Genomic DNA, 16,040 nt, shown 5'->3' on the forward strand with positions numbered 1-16,040 from the left:
AGAAGGCGATGAAACTGTGAAGCAGGAAAAAAAGAAGGTTGTTATTATCGGGGGAGGAATTACTGGTTTAACGACTGCCTACTATTTGCAGAAAGCAGCCAAAGAGAGGAAAAAGGACTTCGAAGTAAAGCTTATTGAGGCTTCTCCACGTTTAGGGGGAAAGGTGCAAACAATCGTAAGGGATGGTTTCGTAATTGAAAGGGGTCCGGACTCATTCTTAGAGCGTAAAACAAGTGCCTCAAGGCTGGCAAAGGAAGTAGGGATGGATGATCAGCTTGTGAACAATACGGCTGGAAAGTCTTATGTGCTTGTAAGAGAAAGGCTTCATCCGATGCCAGGTGGTTCGATTATGGGAATTCCTACTCAGATTGCCCCATTTGTTACAACTGGACTTTTCTCACCGTTTGGAAAGCTTCGAGCTGCAGCAGATTTTGTCCTGCCTAAATCAAAAGAAAACCAAGACCAATCGTTGGGAGAGTTTTTTAGACGACGCCTTGGCGACGAAGTTGTGGAAAATCTTATTGAACCTTTATTATCTGGTATTTATGCCGGAGATATCGATCAACTTAGCTTAATGTCAACATTTCCGCAATTCTATCATGTGGAACAGAAGTATCGAAGCCTAATTCTTGGTATGAAAAAGGGGATCCCATCGCCTCCTAAAAAAGCTGGGGGAGAAGGAAAATCCAAGAATAAAGGAATTTTCTTGACGATAAAAAGCGGCTTGCAATCTTTTGTGGAAGCGATTGAAAACCATTTAGAGCCTGGATCGGTATTAAAAGGTACAAAAGTGGAAAACGTGGAAAAGGCAGAAAACGGGTATGATGTGGTTTTAAACAATAAAGAAGTGCTTCATGCCGACGCAATTGTTGTAACCGTGCCTCATCAAGCAGCGCTATCTATGTTTTCTAACTATCCATTCTTTCAGCCGTTCAAGGATATGCCTTCTACGAGTGTAGCAACGGTTGCGATGGCTTTTGACGAGTCAGCTATTAAAGAAGATATCGATGGCACTGGCTTTGTGGTATCAAGAAATAGTGATTATACCATTACGGCTTGTACATGGACACACAAAAAATGGCCTCACTCTACTCCGAAAGGGAAAGCGCTCTTGCGTTGCTACGTAGGACGTGCCGGAGATGAAGCAGTTGTGGACCTTTCTGACGAAGAAATCATTCAAATCGTACTGGAAGACTTAAACAAAACAATGAACATTACAGCAGCACCGGAGTTTTCTATTGTATCACGATGGAAGGATTCCATGCCGCAGTATACGGTCGGACATAAATCACGTGTTGAAAAGCTAAAGAAAGATTTGTCAGAAAATATGCCTGGTGTTTTTGTGGCTGGAAGCTCATACGAAGGTTTGGGATTACCAGACTGCATCGACCAAGGTGAAGCAGCTGTAGAAAAAGTACTTCAATATTTGTCTTCAGTTGCTGAGAATACACAAAAACAAATTCAAAATGCGTAAACTATAAAAATGGCTTTGGAAGATTTGATTCTTCCAAGGCCATTTTTTTGTTTGCCCTCGAACAGGGGGAGGAGCGTCTATTGTTAGCCCCTAGCATTGCTAAATCGTGTAAAAAGGATTGTTTGGTGGGAATATCAAGAAAACTAAGGATAAAGAACAAAGAAACAGAAGAAATGGTCGATAAAAAATATAAGAAGGAATGTTGTGCTATCAACGGGCAAACTTAATAGTCTAAAAACAACAATCGATGCGAAACGAGCCATAATAAAAAAAGAAAGGCGAGGGGAAAAAGTATGAATAGGAAAGAACGCCAGCTAGTCACAAAACATGAAGGATTACTTCGAGTAAGAGATACAATCATCAACTTTATTCTAAACATTTGCTTTTTTGCTTTCGTAGCCTTTTTGATCCTTTATTTCTTAAGTTAATCATTCATTTGATTGCAAACACACATTACTTGTGCTATCATTTTCATTGAACTTAGTGACCGTTTTATTCAATCGGTCATTTTTATTTCGATTCAAGAGGTGTGAGAATCATGAACGCTGATCGAAGGCAGCAAATAGTAGAAGCAGCTACCAAATCATTCACGCTGTTTGGCTATAAGGCGACTACGATGGATCAAGTTGCAAAACTCGCTAATGTAGGTAAAGGAACCATTTACAACTTCTTTAAAAACAAAGAAGAGCTTTTTAAGGAAATTGTAAATACTTCGATTTTAGAAATGAAGCATGCAGCGGAAAAAGTCTTCTCAGATGACCGTCCTTTTCATGAAAATGTACATGCCGCTCTATACGAGATACTTGAATTTAGGATGAACCATCAGTTTACAATTAAACTTTTTCAAGAAGAAAAAGAGATTGGCACGAAAGCAGTAGCAGATATGGCAAAAGAAATGGAAAACGCCATCGTTACTTATATTAAAGATAAGGTTGAAGCTGCTGTAAAAAAAGGGGAAATTGCTCCTTGCGACCCAGAGCTGACAGCATTCCTTATGCTCAAAATGTATATTGCGCTGATCTTCGATTGGGAATTAAATCATGAACCTCTTGAAAAAGAGGAAATTGCTAAGCTTTTTCAACTATACATCTTTAAAGGATTGTCAAAAGTGTGATAATCCTTATATTTTATTAATTAAATGACTAAATGGACATTTTGGTCATATATTCTTACAAGGGGGATTTATTAAATGGCTGTTAAGTCTTTAATGGAAGAATGGAAAGCAATACTGAAAAACCGAAAATTGCTGATTCCGATTCTTGCCGTTATGTTTATTCCGATATTATATAGCGGAATGTTCTTGTGGGCATTTTGGGATCCATATGATCGGTTAGAGGATTTGCCGGTTGCTGTTGTAAACGAGGATAGAGGTGCAGTATTTGCAGGAGAGGAAATAAAACTCGGAGATGATCTAGTTAAGAAGTTAAAAGAATCAAAGAATTTTCATTTCGAGTTTGTTCGTAAGGAAGAAGGCTATAAGCAATTAAAAAATGAAAAGTATTACTTACTAGTCGAAATTCCAGAAGATTTCTCTAAGAATGCTACCACGATTCTAGATGAATCACCGAAGAAGCTTGAGCTTAAATATGTTCCAAATGAGGGCTACAACTTTCTTTCAGCTCAAATTGGCGAAACGGCAATGGAAAGAATCAAGGCCTCCCTTTCTGAAAAAATTAGTGAAACCTATGCTGAATCTGTTTTTGACAAAGTTTCAGAAATGGCTGATGGTTATAAGACTGGAAGCAACAATGCTGGGAAATTGTATGCTGGGATTTCGGAATTAAATAACGGAGCAAAAACAATGCAAGAAAAGCTCGAGCTGCTTGCAAAAAAACAAATCGAGTTCTCTAACGGAGTAAGTAAAATTGACTCGGGAACGAAAGAGCTTGAAAAAGGAGCTGGTCAGCTTGCAAGTGGGCTAGCGAAATTACATGATGCGGCGAGCAAGCTGGAAAACGGTGCAAATGAGATTAACAATGGTTTAAGTAAAGCATTATCTGGAAGCTCTGCCTTACAACAAGGGATGAACACAGCTCACACATCCATGAACGAAATCGTAAAGGGAACAGAACAAATAAAAGCTGGATCTGTTTCCCTAGAGCAGAACTTACAGGCATGGAGTAAGGGAGCCAAAGATGCATCAGTAGGGGCTATACAGCTGAATGAGGGGATTGCAAATCTTCAGGAACAATTGAAACCTTATATGGCAGCATTGCCTGAGGAAAAGCAAAAAGAATTGACTGCAGCATTCACGCAGTTATTAAATGGAAGTGCCGGGCTTTCGCAAGGTACGAAGGAATTGGCCAATGGCGCTGAAAAACTAGCTGGCGGATCAAGTCAATTGGCTGAAAAAATGGACCAATTAAACGAAGGTCAAAAGAAACTTCAATCAGGCATGGAGCAATTAAATGCTGCAAGTGGCCAGTTAGGTGCTGGACTTAATAAATTGCACAACGGACAACAACAATTTGTCGATCATTTTTCTATGTTTGGAGATAAATTAGGAGAAGCAAGTAATGGAGCTTCTAAGATTGCTGCTGGTACAGGGCAATTGTCATCTGGAACAGACCAGTTAAAGAATGGATCTTTACAGCTTTCAAGCGGTGCAGGTCAGTTAGCGGATGGCTCAAAGAAAATAACTGATGGCAGTTCCAAAATTGAATCAGGTGCAAAACAATTTAACGAGAAACTAGGAGAAGCAGCTGAAAAAGCATCTTCTGTTCAACCGAACGACAAAACTTATGATATGATGGCCCAGCCTGTAAAAGTAGATAAAGAAGGGATTAATGAAGTACCAAACTATGGAACAGGATTTACCCCATATTTCTTATCACTAGGATTGTTTGTTGGGGCATTGCTATTATCAATCGTCTTTCCATTACGAGAGCCTGCTCTTGCTCCAAAAAACGGGTTTGCATGGTTTACAGGGAAATTTGGCGTAATGGCGTTTGTAGGGATTGTTCAGGCATTGATTGCATCAGGAATCCTTTTATTGGCTTTGAAAATTGAAGTGAAAAGTGTTCCATTGTTTATTTTATTCTCTATTTTTACTAGCTTGGCGTTTATCGCTTTGATTCAATTTTTAGTGACATGCTTTGGCGATCCTGGAAGATTTATGGCTATTATTGTACTGATTCTTCAATTGACAACAAGTGCTGGAACATTCCCGTTGGAGCTTATTCCGAAACAATTACAATGGTTTCATTCTATTCTGCCAATGACATACTCTGTAAAAGGATTTAAAGCAGTAATTTCTAGCGGGGATTATGCTGTGATGTGGCTAAATACGGGTATTTTAGTTGGCTTTATGGCTGCTTTTATGATCTTAACGTTGTGCTATTTCTTGTTCAAATTTAAAAGAACGTATTTCACATTAACAAAAACGAATGAAGTAGAAGCATAATAAAAAAAAAAGAACCAGTCGCACGTAGCGGCTGGTTTTGCTATTCCGAAAAACTTCGGAAATGTACGTTTTAAGACGTACTTCGCAACAAAGAGGGAGTATGAGCCAGTTGTTACTCTGACATCATATAATATGGTGACAAACTACTGTAAGTAGTTTCAGACTGTTGACAAACGCTCGCATTCTTCGTCACGAACCCTCCTCCGGTGCTCATTACCATTTAGGGTAACTCCGCTCCTCGCACGGGTTCGTTCCTCGACTGACAAGCGTTTTCAATCAGTCTGAATGTGCGAGAAATATACTTTGTCTCCAACCTAAAACTACTGTAAGTAGTTTGAAAGTCCCGAAACATTAGCTAGAAATATGGTTGCAAGAATCACATTTATTACTGTAGCATTCATGCTGTTCTTCAATCGTGTTGCCACATTCTACACATTTTTTTGGTGGAAGATTTTTAAAAAATTCAACGCTGCTTTGAATCATGGTTTCAACCTCCAAGTTAAAGTTTTCAGTATATTCAAATATTACTGAGTTCTTATTGATAGTGTATTATAACAGAAATAAAATGTCAACAAATGTTTTATAACAAATTTGATTACATGCAAAAATGGCCATTTTGATTTATATTAATGAGGAGGTGCACACTTTTATAGGAGGAAACAGATGTGAAGCTAAAAGTGATTGGCTTTTGGGGGGGCTATCCCGCGAAAAACGAAGCAAGCTCCGGTTATTTAATTGAGCATGATGGTTTTTCACTACTTGTAGATTGCGGAAGCGGTGTTGTATCACAGCTGCAAAACTATATGAATCCAAATGATATCGATGCAGTGATCTTGTCTCACTATCATCCTGATCATCAAGCGGATGTAGGAATTTTGCAGCATGCTCTACTCATACAGCAGATTTTAGGAAAAGAAAAAAAGAATGTACCGATTTATGCGCATAATAAAAATAAGTATGAATTTGACAAACTTACATATCGTGACATAACGAAAGGAATGGTTTATGACGAAAATCAAATCGTAAAGACCGGTCCTTTTACAATTTCTTTTATGAAAACAAAGCATCCTGAGCTTTGTTATGCGATGAGAATAGAGGCGGGAGAAAAGGTTTTAGTGTATACGGCTGATACAGCTTACATGGATCAGTTGATTGAATTTGCAAAAGATGCAGACTTGTTGCTTGCTGAAAGTAATTTTTACAGTGATATGGATGCTGCAAAAGCTGGTCATATGACTAGCAAAGAAGCGGCTCACATTGCAGCAACTGCAGGAGTAAAAACATTAATTTTAACGCATCTACCTCATTTTGGTGACATCTCAAAGCTAAAAGAAGAAGCCTCTGAAGTATTTGGAGGAGTTATTTATCTTGCTGAGAGCGGTTTAGAAATACATTTGTGATAGGAGGATAAATGCATGCTTTTCATTGATAATAAGGGAATTACCGATCCTCGAATCAATTTGGCGATTGAGGAGTATGCCTTGAAAAACCTCGATATTAATGAGACTTATCTTTTATTCTACATTAATGAGCCCTCCATTATTATCGGGAAAAATCAAAATACAATTGAGGAAATTAATACAGAGTATGTAGAAGCCAACGGAATAAAGGTTGTACGCCGATTATCTGGGGGAGGAGCTGTATATCACGATTTAGGAAACTTGAATTTTAGTTTTATTACCAAGGACGACGGAGAGAGCTTTCATAATTTTAGGAAGTTCACACAGCCGGTTATTGAAGCGTTACGTAAACTGGGAGTGAATGCAGAGCTAAGCGGGCGAAATGATATTTTGGTTGAAGGTCGTAAAATATCTGGGAATGCTCAATTTTCAACAAAGGGGAGAATGTTTTCTCATGGTACCCTTTTATTTGATTCTGAAATCGATCATGTGGTGTCCGCCCTTAAGGTTCGCAAAGACAAAATTGAATCCAAAGGGATCAAATCCATCCGTAGCCGTGTAGCAAATATTTCAGAATTTCTCAAAGAACCAATGACAATAGAGGAATTTCGTTCAGTATTATTGAAAAATATTTTTGAGGGTATGGATGAAATACCGGAGTATGTTTTAACTGATGAAGACTGGGAGAAGATCCATAAGCTCTCAAAAGAAAGATATCAAAGCTGGGATTGGAATTATGGCAAATCACCGAAATTCAATATCCAGCATGCACACCGTTTTCCTGTTGGTCAAATCGATGTCCGCTTAGAAGTTAACAGGGGGATTATTGAAGAATGTAAAATTTATGGAGATTTCTTCGGTGTAGGAGACGTTTCTGAAGTGGAAAATAAGCTGAAAGGCATTCGATACGAAAAATCTGAAATCCAAAGGGTGGTAGACAGGATCGATGTTCAGCATTACTTTGGAAATATCACACAGCAAGAATTTGTGGATTTAATATATTGAGGTAATTAACTAGAGCCATATTCAACTTTATTTGGATAAGGCTCTTTTTTCTTATTGATAAAATAAGAGAGAAGTATTATTTCCGGATAGTTTTAAATATTTTGTATTTTTAGGTATTTTTTATTGATGAAGTGTTTTTGGCTACGATATAATAGGTTTGACGGAAAGTGAGTGATTATTCATTCATTCAACAAAAGGGGGGAAGTTTATGAATTTAAGTGTTCAGCTTCACGAAACAGCGTCTAATTTTCCCGATAAAATGGCTTATCATTTTTTAGGTCAGCAAACCAGTTATGGAGAATTAGATGCTGCTGTTTCAAAGTTTGCCGGGGGACTTGAAAGTTTAGGGATAAAAAAGGGAGATCATGTTGCTTTACTACTGGGAAACTCACCTTATTTTGTAATTGGTTTATACGGTGCCTTAAGGGCTGGTGCCACTGTCATCCCGATTAACCCGATTTACACACCAGATGAAATTGGATACATATTGAACAATGGAGATGTTAAAGTTGTCATTACTCTTGATCTCCTTGTTCCACTCTTTGAAAAAATGCATGCGGGTTTAAGTAAGGTTGAATATGTCATCGAATGTGCAACACCGCAGCAGACAGAAGGACAAGACAGAACGAAATTATCTATTTATCCAAAATTGAAATCGTTTACAGAAATTGTAGCTTCCGGCTCCGCGAGTTTTGAAGGACCAGAACTGGACGAAGAGGATGTTGGAGTGATCTTGTATACCTCTGGAACAACGGGAAAACCGAAAGGAGCTATGCTGACGCAGCGAAATCTTTACAGCAATGCAAAAGATGTGGCAGATTATTTAAAGATTACGAATGACGATCGTGTGATCACCGCACTTCCAATGTTTCACGTTTTTTGTTTAACGGTGGCACTGAATGCCCCACTAATGTCCGGGGGTACGTTGCTTATTGTTCCGCGCTTTAGTCCGAAGGATATTTTTCATTTGGCAAAAACGTATAAAGCAACTGTGTTTGCTGGTGTTCCAACCATGTATAACTTCTTATATCAATATCCTGAAGGCAATCCAGAAGATCTACAATCATTGCGGCTTTGCATTTCAGGAGGATCTTCCATGCCTGTCGCGTTATTGAAAAACTTTGAAAAGAAGTTCAACGTCCTAGTTTCGGAAGGTTACGGTTTATCAGAAGCTTCTCCTGTTACATGCTTTAATCCGCTCGATCGCCCAAGAAAACCAGGATCCATCGGCACGAATATCATTCATGTGGAAAATAAAGTAGTCAACGAGCTTGGTGAAGAAGTTCCTGTAGGAGAAGTAGGAGAACTCATTGTAAAAGGTCCGAATGTCATGAAAGGTTACTATAAGATGCCAGAGGAAACAGCCGCAACGATTAAGGATGGCTGGCTCTACACTGGCGATTTGGCAAAAATGGACGAAGAAGGCTATTTCTATATCGTAGACAGAAAAAAGGATATGATCCTAGTGGGGGGGTACAATGTTTATCCACGTGAAGTGGAAGAAGTATTGTATGCGCATCCCGAAGTATCTGAAGCTGCAGTTGTTGGAGTGCCTGACCCAAATTTTGGCGAAGCCGTCCATGCTTTTATCGTGAGAAAAAATAGCCAGCTGTCGGTCAAAGAATTGACCGAATACTGCAAGGAGCATTTAGCCAAATATAAAATCCCATCCCATATCGAATTTTTGGAAGAGCTTCCTAAGAATACGACCGGGAAAATCCTCAGAAGAGCTCTGAAGGACGTTGTATTAAATAAAAATTAAGGCAATCTATGCGTAAAGAGCCAAAATTAAAGATTCCAGATCGCACGGTTAATACAGGATGATTCAAGTTGAGTCATCCTTTTATATTTTATGTAAAATTCTAAAAATTTTTAAAAATATGTTGCTATTTGTCTATTAACTTGATTATAATTTAATGCATAAAAGCATAAAAGCGAAAAAGTATTAGGGGGTAACTTTCATGAAACGGAGCTGGAAATGGATTGCTTCAATCGGCATGATGTCGGCTTTAATGCTCACCGGTTGTGGTAGTAATGAAGCGAAAACAGAACCGGAAAAAGAAGTAACGTCGTCAGAAAAAGGGAAGTCGTATAAGGTGGGAGTCACTCAAATCGTGGAGCATCCATCACTTAATGCGGCTCTTGAAGGATTTAAAAAAGCTCTAGAAGACAAAGGGCTAACAGTTGAATATGATGTGCAGATTGCTCAAGGTGATCAAAATAACAACCAAACCATCGCCAATAATTTTGTTTCAAATGGTGTAGACCTGATTTTTGCAAACTCTACGCCAAGTGCTTTAGGTGCCTTGAATGCCACGAAAGATATTCCAATTGTCTTTACTTCTGTGACAGATCCAGTAGGTGCAAAGCTTGTGGAATCGATGGAAAGCCCAGGCGGAAACGTGACAGGAACAACAGATACGCATCCTGATGCCATTCCGAATACTGTAAAATTCATGGCTGAGCAAATGAATGTAAAAAAAGTTGGAACGGTATATAACGCTGGAGAACAGAATTCTGTTGCTCAAATTGAATTAGTGAAAAAAGAATTGGATGCCGCGGGGATTGAATTAGTTGAAGCATCTGCTGCTACATCCGCTGATGTCAAACAGGCGGCAGAGTCGTTAGCTGGAAAAGTAGATGCCATTTATATCATTACGGATAATACAGTGGTTTCTGCCCTAGAGTCAGTCGTGATGGTAGCAAATGAGCATGATATTCCTCTATTTGTGGGAGAGCTTGATTCTGTAGCCCGCGGAGGTTTCGCAGCTTACGGTTTTGACTACTATGACATCGGTTACGAGGCTGGACAAATGGCTGTGAAGATTTTGGAAGAAGGGAAAAAACCTTCTGAGCTTCCTGTTCAATATCCTCAAAACTTAAAGCTGCTTCTCAATCCGAAAGCTGCTGCGGAAATGGGAGTCGAAATGAAGGAAGAATGGAAGTCTACAGCTGAATTATTAGAAGAATAAGTTAGCACATATAGGGCTTCATTGGAAATCTTGAAGCCCTATTGGATTTATGACCAACATAGAAAGGGAGATTTATATGCCCGGTGCAATTTTTAGTTCAGTAGAAGCAGGTGTTATTTATGCCATTATGGCACTTGGTGTGTATTTATCTTTTAGAGTTTTAGATTTCCCCGATCTGACGGTAGATGGGAGCTTTGTGACAGGAGCTGGCGTAGCTGCGATCATGATCGTGAATGGCCACCATCCCCTGATATCTACGTTTGCTGCACTAGCAGCAGGTTTTCTTGCGGGAATTATGACTGGTCTTTTGCATACGAAAGGAAAAATTAATCCGCTATTATCGGGAATTTTAATGATGATTGCCCTCTATTCTATAAACCTTCGAATTATGGGAAAACCCAATATCCCCTTGTTCACGGAAGAAACCCTTATTGCCCAAATTAAGAGCACTTGGTCATCTGCAGGCATGGATGAAATGATGGGAAATCTGTTATCAGCGGTAGGATTAAAGGGAACGCTTCCAACAGGATGGGGAATTCTGTTGAGTATGCTGGTTGTTTCCTTGATGATTAAGTTTTTAATGGATGCGTTTTTGAAAACGGAAGTAGGTCTTGCGCTCCGGGCAACGGGAGATAACGAGCAAATGATTGCTAGCTTTTCAGCTAACACAGGTATGATGAAAATTTTAGGACTGGGGATTTCTAATGCGTTAGTTGCTTTATCAGGTGCCCTTGTCGCCCAATATAATGGATTCAGCGATATAGGAATGGGAATCGGTATGATTGTCATCGGTCTTGCTTCTGTTATTATCGGTGAAGCGGTTTTCGGTGCTAAAAATATTGTAAGAGCAACATTTGCCGTAATAGGCGGCGCGATATTGTATCGTATTGTAGTAACTCTTGCCCTTCAGGTAAAAATCCTTGATACAGGAGATATGAAACTGATTACAGCTGTTATTGTAATCTTTGCATTGATTATGCCGAAAATAGTTGACGGACAGAAGACAAAGAACCGAAAGAGAAAAAGATTGCAAGAGCTCCCTATTCATAACGGCGAAGTTATTCAAAAAGGAAGTGAGCAGGTTGCTACAGCTAAATCAGATTTATAAAGTATTTAATGAAGGTACGCCTGATGAAAAAATGGCGCTCACAAATATCAATCTATCTTTAAAAAAAGGCGATTTTGTTACGGTGATCGGCAGTAATGGGGCCGGAAAGTCCACATTGATGAATATTATTTCTGGAAAAATGATTCCCGATGTCGGCAAAGTGAGTATTGATAGGAACGATGTGACCCAAACGGCTGAACATAAGCGTGCAAGATTAATAGGACGCGTGTTTCAGGATCCAATGGCCGGTACGGCACCGAATATGACCATTGAAGAGAATTTGGCCATCGCTTATGCAAGAACAAGGAACCGAGCTTTAAGTTTTGGAGTTACCAAAAAGAGACGCGACTTTTTTAAAAGTAAACTAGAGACTTTGCATCTCGGTCTCGAAAATCGTTTTAATGCTAAAGTTGGTTTGTTGTCGGGTGGAGAGCGTCAGGCCCTTTCTTTATTAATGGCAACATTTACGGAGCCAAAAATCTTGCTCCTTGATGAGCACACTGCTGCATTGGATCCTTCCAGAGCCGAGCTGATTACAGCCCTTACTAAACAAATCGTTAACGAATATGGGCTAACCACTTTAATGGTAACTCATAATATGCAGCAAGCCTTAGAGCTTGGTAACAGGCTGATTATGATGGATAAAGGTCAGATTATCTTTGAGGCTAGTTCAGATGAGAAAGCAGCCCTAACGGTTGAAAAACTACTTCAAGAATTCCAGCGTATTCGAGGCCAGCAGCTCAACAGTGATCGTGCGATGCTAATTTAGTAAATATTTTACCAATCACACGGCTTTTCCTAAGGGAAAGTCGTGTAATTTTTGTTTTTAAGAAAAAAATATTTGAAATATTGGCTATATTTTAAGAAAATATAAGTATTATAGATTTCTTAGGGGGGATTTTTTTTGGGAACGACGGCGTTACGAAGTGCATCCTCTCATTTTAGGGAAGGGATTCAGGCAGGTTTAAGTATTGCGATTGGATACTTCCCGATTGCGCTCACTTTTGGTTTATTGGCTAAAACGACCGGTCTTAGCATGTCGGAAACAGTACTGATGAGCATGATTGTTTATGCGGGAGCCTCTCAATATATTGCATTGAATCTCATTTCACTTGGTACGGGCGTTTCTGAAATTGTCCTAACCACATTTATTGTAAATATCCGACATTTTCTTATGACTACGTCTTTAAGTCAAAAGGTTGAGCAGGATTCATTATGGGCCAAAATTACATATGCTTTTGGGATTACGGATGAAACTTTTTCTGTTATTGCAACAAAGGAAGGGAAAGTGACAACCGGCTATGTGTTTGGTGTTGTTGGGATTTCCTATTGCAGCTGGGTATTTTTTTCAGGGGTAGGACATCTTTTCGGTGCAGGCCTTCCTCAAACCTTGCAGGAAAGCATGTCTGTTGCCTTGTATGCTATGTTTGTAGGACTCCTTTTTCCATCGTTAAAAGGAAGTAAGAAGGTTGCTTTTCTTGCAGTGACTGCTGCAGCCTTTAACAGCATATTTACTCTTTCCGGTTTACTATCTACGGGCTGGGCAATTGTTGCAGCGACGCTTTTATCGGCTACGCTTGTAGAATGGATCGAATGGGTGAAGAAAAAAGGGGGGGGCGAATGATGGAGACTAGCACCATATTATTCATGATCATCGGCATGGGCCTTGTCACTTACATTCCTCGACTGCTGCCCTTTGTTTTATTCAAGGGAAAGGAAATGCCTCCTTTTTTACAGGGGGTTCTAAAAAACATCCCGTATGCCACACTAGGAGCATTAATATTTCCTGGTATTCTTCTTATTCAAGAGGATATTATGTTTGGAGTAGTAGGGGCGCTTGCTGCGGTTACTCTAGCTTTTATAGGAGCCAATGTCATCTTTGTCGTACTGGGCTCGATCGCTGTGTTAAGTGCCTATTCGTTTTTATTTAGCTAAAAAGGGTAATCCCTGGATTTACATAACATTTGGGGATTACCCTTTTTTGCTAATAATAAAATATCATTTTTGAACAAAGTTCATCAGGCGCTTTCCGCTTTTCTGTTTTACAGTTGTTTCATGATGGCTTTATAAACTTTATCTTTATTAAAGCTGTTTTCACCCATTCCAAATACTTTAATGACTTCATTATCAGCGTTTAGTAAATAAGTTGCGCTTGTATGGACATACTGACCCGTACCAGGATCACGGTATTGGAAATTAAAATTATCCGCCAGTTTTTTTATATCCTGCTTTTCTCCTCGTAGTAAATACCAACCATCTGTTTTTTCCATTTCAAACGTATCTGCATATTTTTGGAGTACCTCTTTTGTGTCTCGGACAGGGTCAAAAGTTATGGTTATAAACTCTACCTTGTCTCCAAAAACGCCTTTTTTCACCAATTCATCCCGAAGCTGCTTCATCTGAAACGTAGTATTCGGACAAACATCCGGACATTGTGTATACATAAACTCTACAAGACGGACACGCGGCTCCATATTTTTAAAACTGTAAGCTTCACCCTTATACGTTTCTAGCGTTACGTCCTTAGGAAACTCCATTTTCGACTGTCTGTAATCCGTAAAATAATATATTCCTGTGCTGATTCCTGCCACCATTAATAGTACAAAAACAATATAGAGCTTCTTCATACGTCACCTCAAAAACAAGTTGATTTATTTAGGGTAATTGAATAAATGCTATTAAAATGATGAATATATATATTCATGATACATGACCAATGATCGGTTGGGAAAAGAAAAATAGGAAAAACATTGAAGATTATTTGAACTTTTTCTTTTTTCTAAATGACAAAGGATGGCTAAAAAAATTATTGTTCTAAGTTGTCCATTTTTATCTAAACTAGTAATGCAGGTTATTTATTAGGGGGGAGAATATGGCAAGAAAGCTTGTGTTTTATTCCGTGCTAGTGTATCTATTTATAGCCGGATTATTGTATATGTATATTTTTAAATGGGCTGATACAAGCATTCCGGCTTCGTATAAAGGATCATCGGCAGATCCTAGGACTTTTATGAATGGGAGAGAACTGCTTTTAAGTGAAGAATACTCGGAAATTCGAAACTACCTGTTTTTTCTGTCCACACCATATGAATGGCTATTTTATCTCATCATTTTAGTAGCGGGTTTTTCTGTACGATTTGAAAAATCTTCTTCAGTTTTCAAGAAAATCGGAATTTTGAACAATGCTATTTACTTGTTTTGGCTTTCAATTGTTTCTTATTTGGTTGTATTTCCATTTAATTATGCCGGGTATTATTTATCCAAAAAATACAATATTTCTACCCAATCCTTCTCTTCATGGATGAAGGATGAGGTGATCGATTTTTGGGTGAATTTTGGACTTATGATCATCATCGTTTCCGTATTGTATTGGCTTATGAAAAAGAGTGCAAAGCGTTGGTGGTTGTATGCTTGGATGCTATCGGTACCATTTACTCTTTTTCTTATGTTTGTACAGCCTGTTTTAATTGATCCTCTTTATAATGATTTTTATCCACTAAAAAATAAAGTGCTCGAAGAGAAAATATTGGAACTTGCTGAAGAGGCAAAAATTCCTGCAGATCATGTGTATGAAGTGAACATGGCTGAAAAAACAAACAGCATGAATGCCTACGTCACGGGTATCGGCTCTAACTCTAGAATCGTGCTATGGGATACAACACTGAATAAATTAAGCGAAGATGAGATCCTTTTCATAATGGCTCATGAGATGGCTCATTATGTGGAGAAGCATATTTATATTGGAATTGCGGGGTATTTACTTCTAACGCTTGTGGGTTTGTGGTTGACTTCCAAGCTAATGAATGTGATGATCCGGAAGTGGGGAGGGGTACTCAACATTTCCTCTATCTCAAGAATTCAATCATTGCCTTTGTTTCTGCTCATCATTTCAGTCCTATTATTTGCTTCGAGTCCAATTACGAATGCGGTTTCCCGTCATCAGGAGAGGAGAGCTGATGCGTATGCTATTGAAATGACAAAGGATAAAAAAGCAGCAGTCAGCACTTTCCAAGAACTTTCCAAAGCAGGTTTAAGCCAGGTTAACCCGCCTTTGCTGGTGAAAATTTTCCGCTACAGTCATCCGACGATGCTTGAACGGATCTCGACTTTGGAGCAATATGACGAGAAACAAAAATAAAAAAGAAACCTTGCGAGGTTTATTTCAGACTGTTGACAAACGCTCGCATTCTTCGTCACGAACCCTCCTCCGGTGCTCATTACCGTCTATGGTAACTCCGCTCCTCGCACGGGTTCGTTCCTCGACTGACAAGCGTTTTCAATCAGTCTGAAAGTGCATGAAATATACTTTGTCTACACTCTAAAAATAAAAAAGAAACCTTGCGAGGTTTCTTTTTTATTCTCATTAAATCCTGCTGACCGCTTAGATATCAAACATCATCCCTAGGAATACTTTCCTCATGTACTTAGCTTCCAAATTTCTTCATCAACGTTTTCATTTCTTTACTCAGTTCGTTAAATAGCTCATGGTTCTTCATGTCGAGGGCTTCATCGATTTTCTTTAAGAGCTTTTCTTTTTCCAGCTTTAAAATAGATTCATGAATCATCATTTCGATAAAGAGATCCTGCATAAACGTTTCTTTTTGTTTATTCTTATTCATTGCAGAAGCTTTCATCATTTCAGTGTAAGATTTTTCGTGGTTCATGAAACATCACCCCT

Annotated in this window: 16 protein-coding genes; 13 read left to right on the forward strand and 3 right to left on the reverse strand. The window is 38.9% G+C overall.

Annotation, left to right across the window (positions count from 1 at the left end):
- Positions 1-16 precede the first annotated feature (16 nt).
- The 4 genes from hemY (at position 17) to GD441_RS06130 (ending at position 4,877) form a co-directional block, all read left to right on the forward strand.
- A complete protein-coding gene (hemY, locus tag GD441_RS06120) occupies positions 17-1,474 on the forward strand; it encodes a protoporphyrinogen oxidase (RefSeq protein WP_153124793.1) in 1,458 nt (485 codons plus the stop codon).
- A gap of 293 nt (positions 1,475-1,767) precedes the next feature.
- Complete coding sequence (locus tag GD441_RS17420; protein WP_263862427.1) at positions 1,768-1,902, forward strand: hypothetical protein; 135 nt, start codon at positions 1,768-1,770, stop codon at positions 1,900-1,902.
- 110 nt (positions 1,903-2,012) lie between these two features.
- On the forward strand, positions 2,013-2,588 hold the full coding sequence (locus GD441_RS06125; protein WP_153124795.1) for a TetR/AcrR family transcriptional regulator: 576 nt from the start codon (positions 2,013-2,015) through the stop codon (positions 2,586-2,588).
- A 75-nt stretch (positions 2,589-2,663) separates the two neighbouring features.
- Positions 2,664-4,877 carry a YhgE/Pip domain-containing protein gene (locus GD441_RS06130; protein ID WP_153124797.1) on the forward strand — a complete coding sequence of 738 codons (2,214 nt, stop codon included), beginning with the start codon at positions 2,664-2,666 and terminating at the stop codon, positions 4,875-4,877.
- 351 nt (positions 4,878-5,228) lie between these two features.
- Here GD441_RS06130 and yhfH read toward each other — a convergent pair whose 3' ends face one another.
- Positions 5,229-5,360 (reverse strand): protein YhfH, encoded by a 132-nt coding sequence (gene yhfH, locus GD441_RS06135; protein ID WP_153124799.1) that lies wholly within the window; start codon positions 5,358-5,360, stop codon positions 5,229-5,231.
- Between the two features lie 182 nt (positions 5,361-5,542).
- Here yhfH and GD441_RS06140 point away from each other — a divergent pair, with 182 nt between their 5' ends.
- The 8 genes from GD441_RS06140 to GD441_RS06175 all read left to right on the forward strand — a co-directional run bounded on the left by GD441_RS06140 (position 5,543) and on the right by GD441_RS06175 (position 13,297).
- A complete protein-coding gene (locus GD441_RS06140) occupies positions 5,543-6,277 on the forward strand; it encodes an MBL fold metallo-hydrolase (protein ID WP_153124801.1) in 735 nt (244 codons plus the stop codon).
- A gap of 15 nt (positions 6,278-6,292) precedes the next feature.
- The gene (locus GD441_RS06145) at positions 6,293-7,282 is read left to right on the forward strand and encodes a lipoate--protein ligase (protein ID WP_153124802.1); all 990 of its coding nucleotides are present in this window, start codon (positions 6,293-6,295) and stop codon (positions 7,280-7,282) included.
- Between the two features lie 208 nt (positions 7,283-7,490).
- The gene (locus GD441_RS06150; RefSeq protein WP_153124804.1) at positions 7,491-9,044 is read left to right on the forward strand and encodes a fatty acid--CoA ligase family protein; all 1,554 of its coding nucleotides are present in this window, start codon (positions 7,491-7,493) and stop codon (positions 9,042-9,044) included.
- Positions 9,045-9,243: 199 nt separating this feature from the next.
- On the forward strand, positions 9,244-10,254 hold the full coding sequence (locus tag GD441_RS06155; protein ID WP_153124806.1) for an ABC transporter substrate-binding protein: 1,011 nt from the start codon (positions 9,244-9,246) through the stop codon (positions 10,252-10,254).
- A 76-nt stretch (positions 10,255-10,330) separates the two neighbouring features.
- Entirely contained in the window at positions 10,331-11,362 is a 1,032-nt protein-coding gene (locus tag GD441_RS06160) for an ABC transporter permease (protein WP_153124808.1), read from the forward strand.
- Positions 11,337-12,131: an ABC transporter ATP-binding protein gene (locus tag GD441_RS06165; RefSeq protein WP_153124810.1), complete on the forward strand. Its 795-nt coding sequence runs from the start codon at positions 11,337-11,339 to the stop codon at positions 12,129-12,131. Before GD441_RS06160 ends, GD441_RS06165 begins: the two co-directional genes overlap by 26 nt.
- A 135-nt stretch (positions 12,132-12,266) precedes the next feature.
- The gene (locus GD441_RS06170) at positions 12,267-12,986 is read left to right on the forward strand and encodes an AzlC family ABC transporter permease (protein ID WP_153124812.1); all 720 of its coding nucleotides are present in this window, start codon (positions 12,267-12,269) and stop codon (positions 12,984-12,986) included.
- The gene (locus GD441_RS06175; protein WP_153125020.1) at positions 12,986-13,297 is read left to right on the forward strand and encodes an AzlD domain-containing protein; all 312 of its coding nucleotides are present in this window, start codon (positions 12,986-12,988) and stop codon (positions 13,295-13,297) included. Before GD441_RS06170 ends, GD441_RS06175 begins: the two co-directional genes overlap by 1 nt.
- A gap of 107 nt (positions 13,298-13,404) precedes the next feature.
- On the opposite strand, the gene GD441_RS06180 is transcribed toward GD441_RS06175, so the two are convergent.
- A complete protein-coding gene (locus GD441_RS06180) occupies positions 13,405-13,989 on the reverse strand; it encodes an SCO family protein (RefSeq protein ID WP_153124814.1) in 585 nt (194 codons plus the stop codon).
- Between the two features lie 245 nt (positions 13,990-14,234).
- On the opposite strand from GD441_RS06180, the gene GD441_RS06185 reads away from it, so the two are divergent.
- Positions 14,235-15,500 (forward strand): M48 family metallopeptidase, encoded by a 1,266-nt coding sequence (locus GD441_RS06185; RefSeq protein WP_153124816.1) that lies wholly within the window; start codon positions 14,235-14,237, stop codon positions 15,498-15,500.
- Positions 15,501-15,786: 286 nt separating this feature from the next.
- On the opposite strand, the gene GD441_RS06190 is transcribed toward GD441_RS06185, so the two are convergent.
- Entirely contained in the window at positions 15,787-16,026 is a 240-nt protein-coding gene (locus GD441_RS06190) for an IDEAL domain-containing protein (protein WP_153124818.1), read from the reverse strand.
- Between the last annotated feature and the right edge of the window lie 14 nt (positions 16,027-16,040).

The organism is Peribacillus tepidiphilus (genome assembly GCF_009466385.1).
Taxonomy (GTDB): Bacteria; Bacillota; Bacilli; order Bacillales; family DSM-1321; genus Bacillus_BN; species Bacillus_BN tepidiphilus.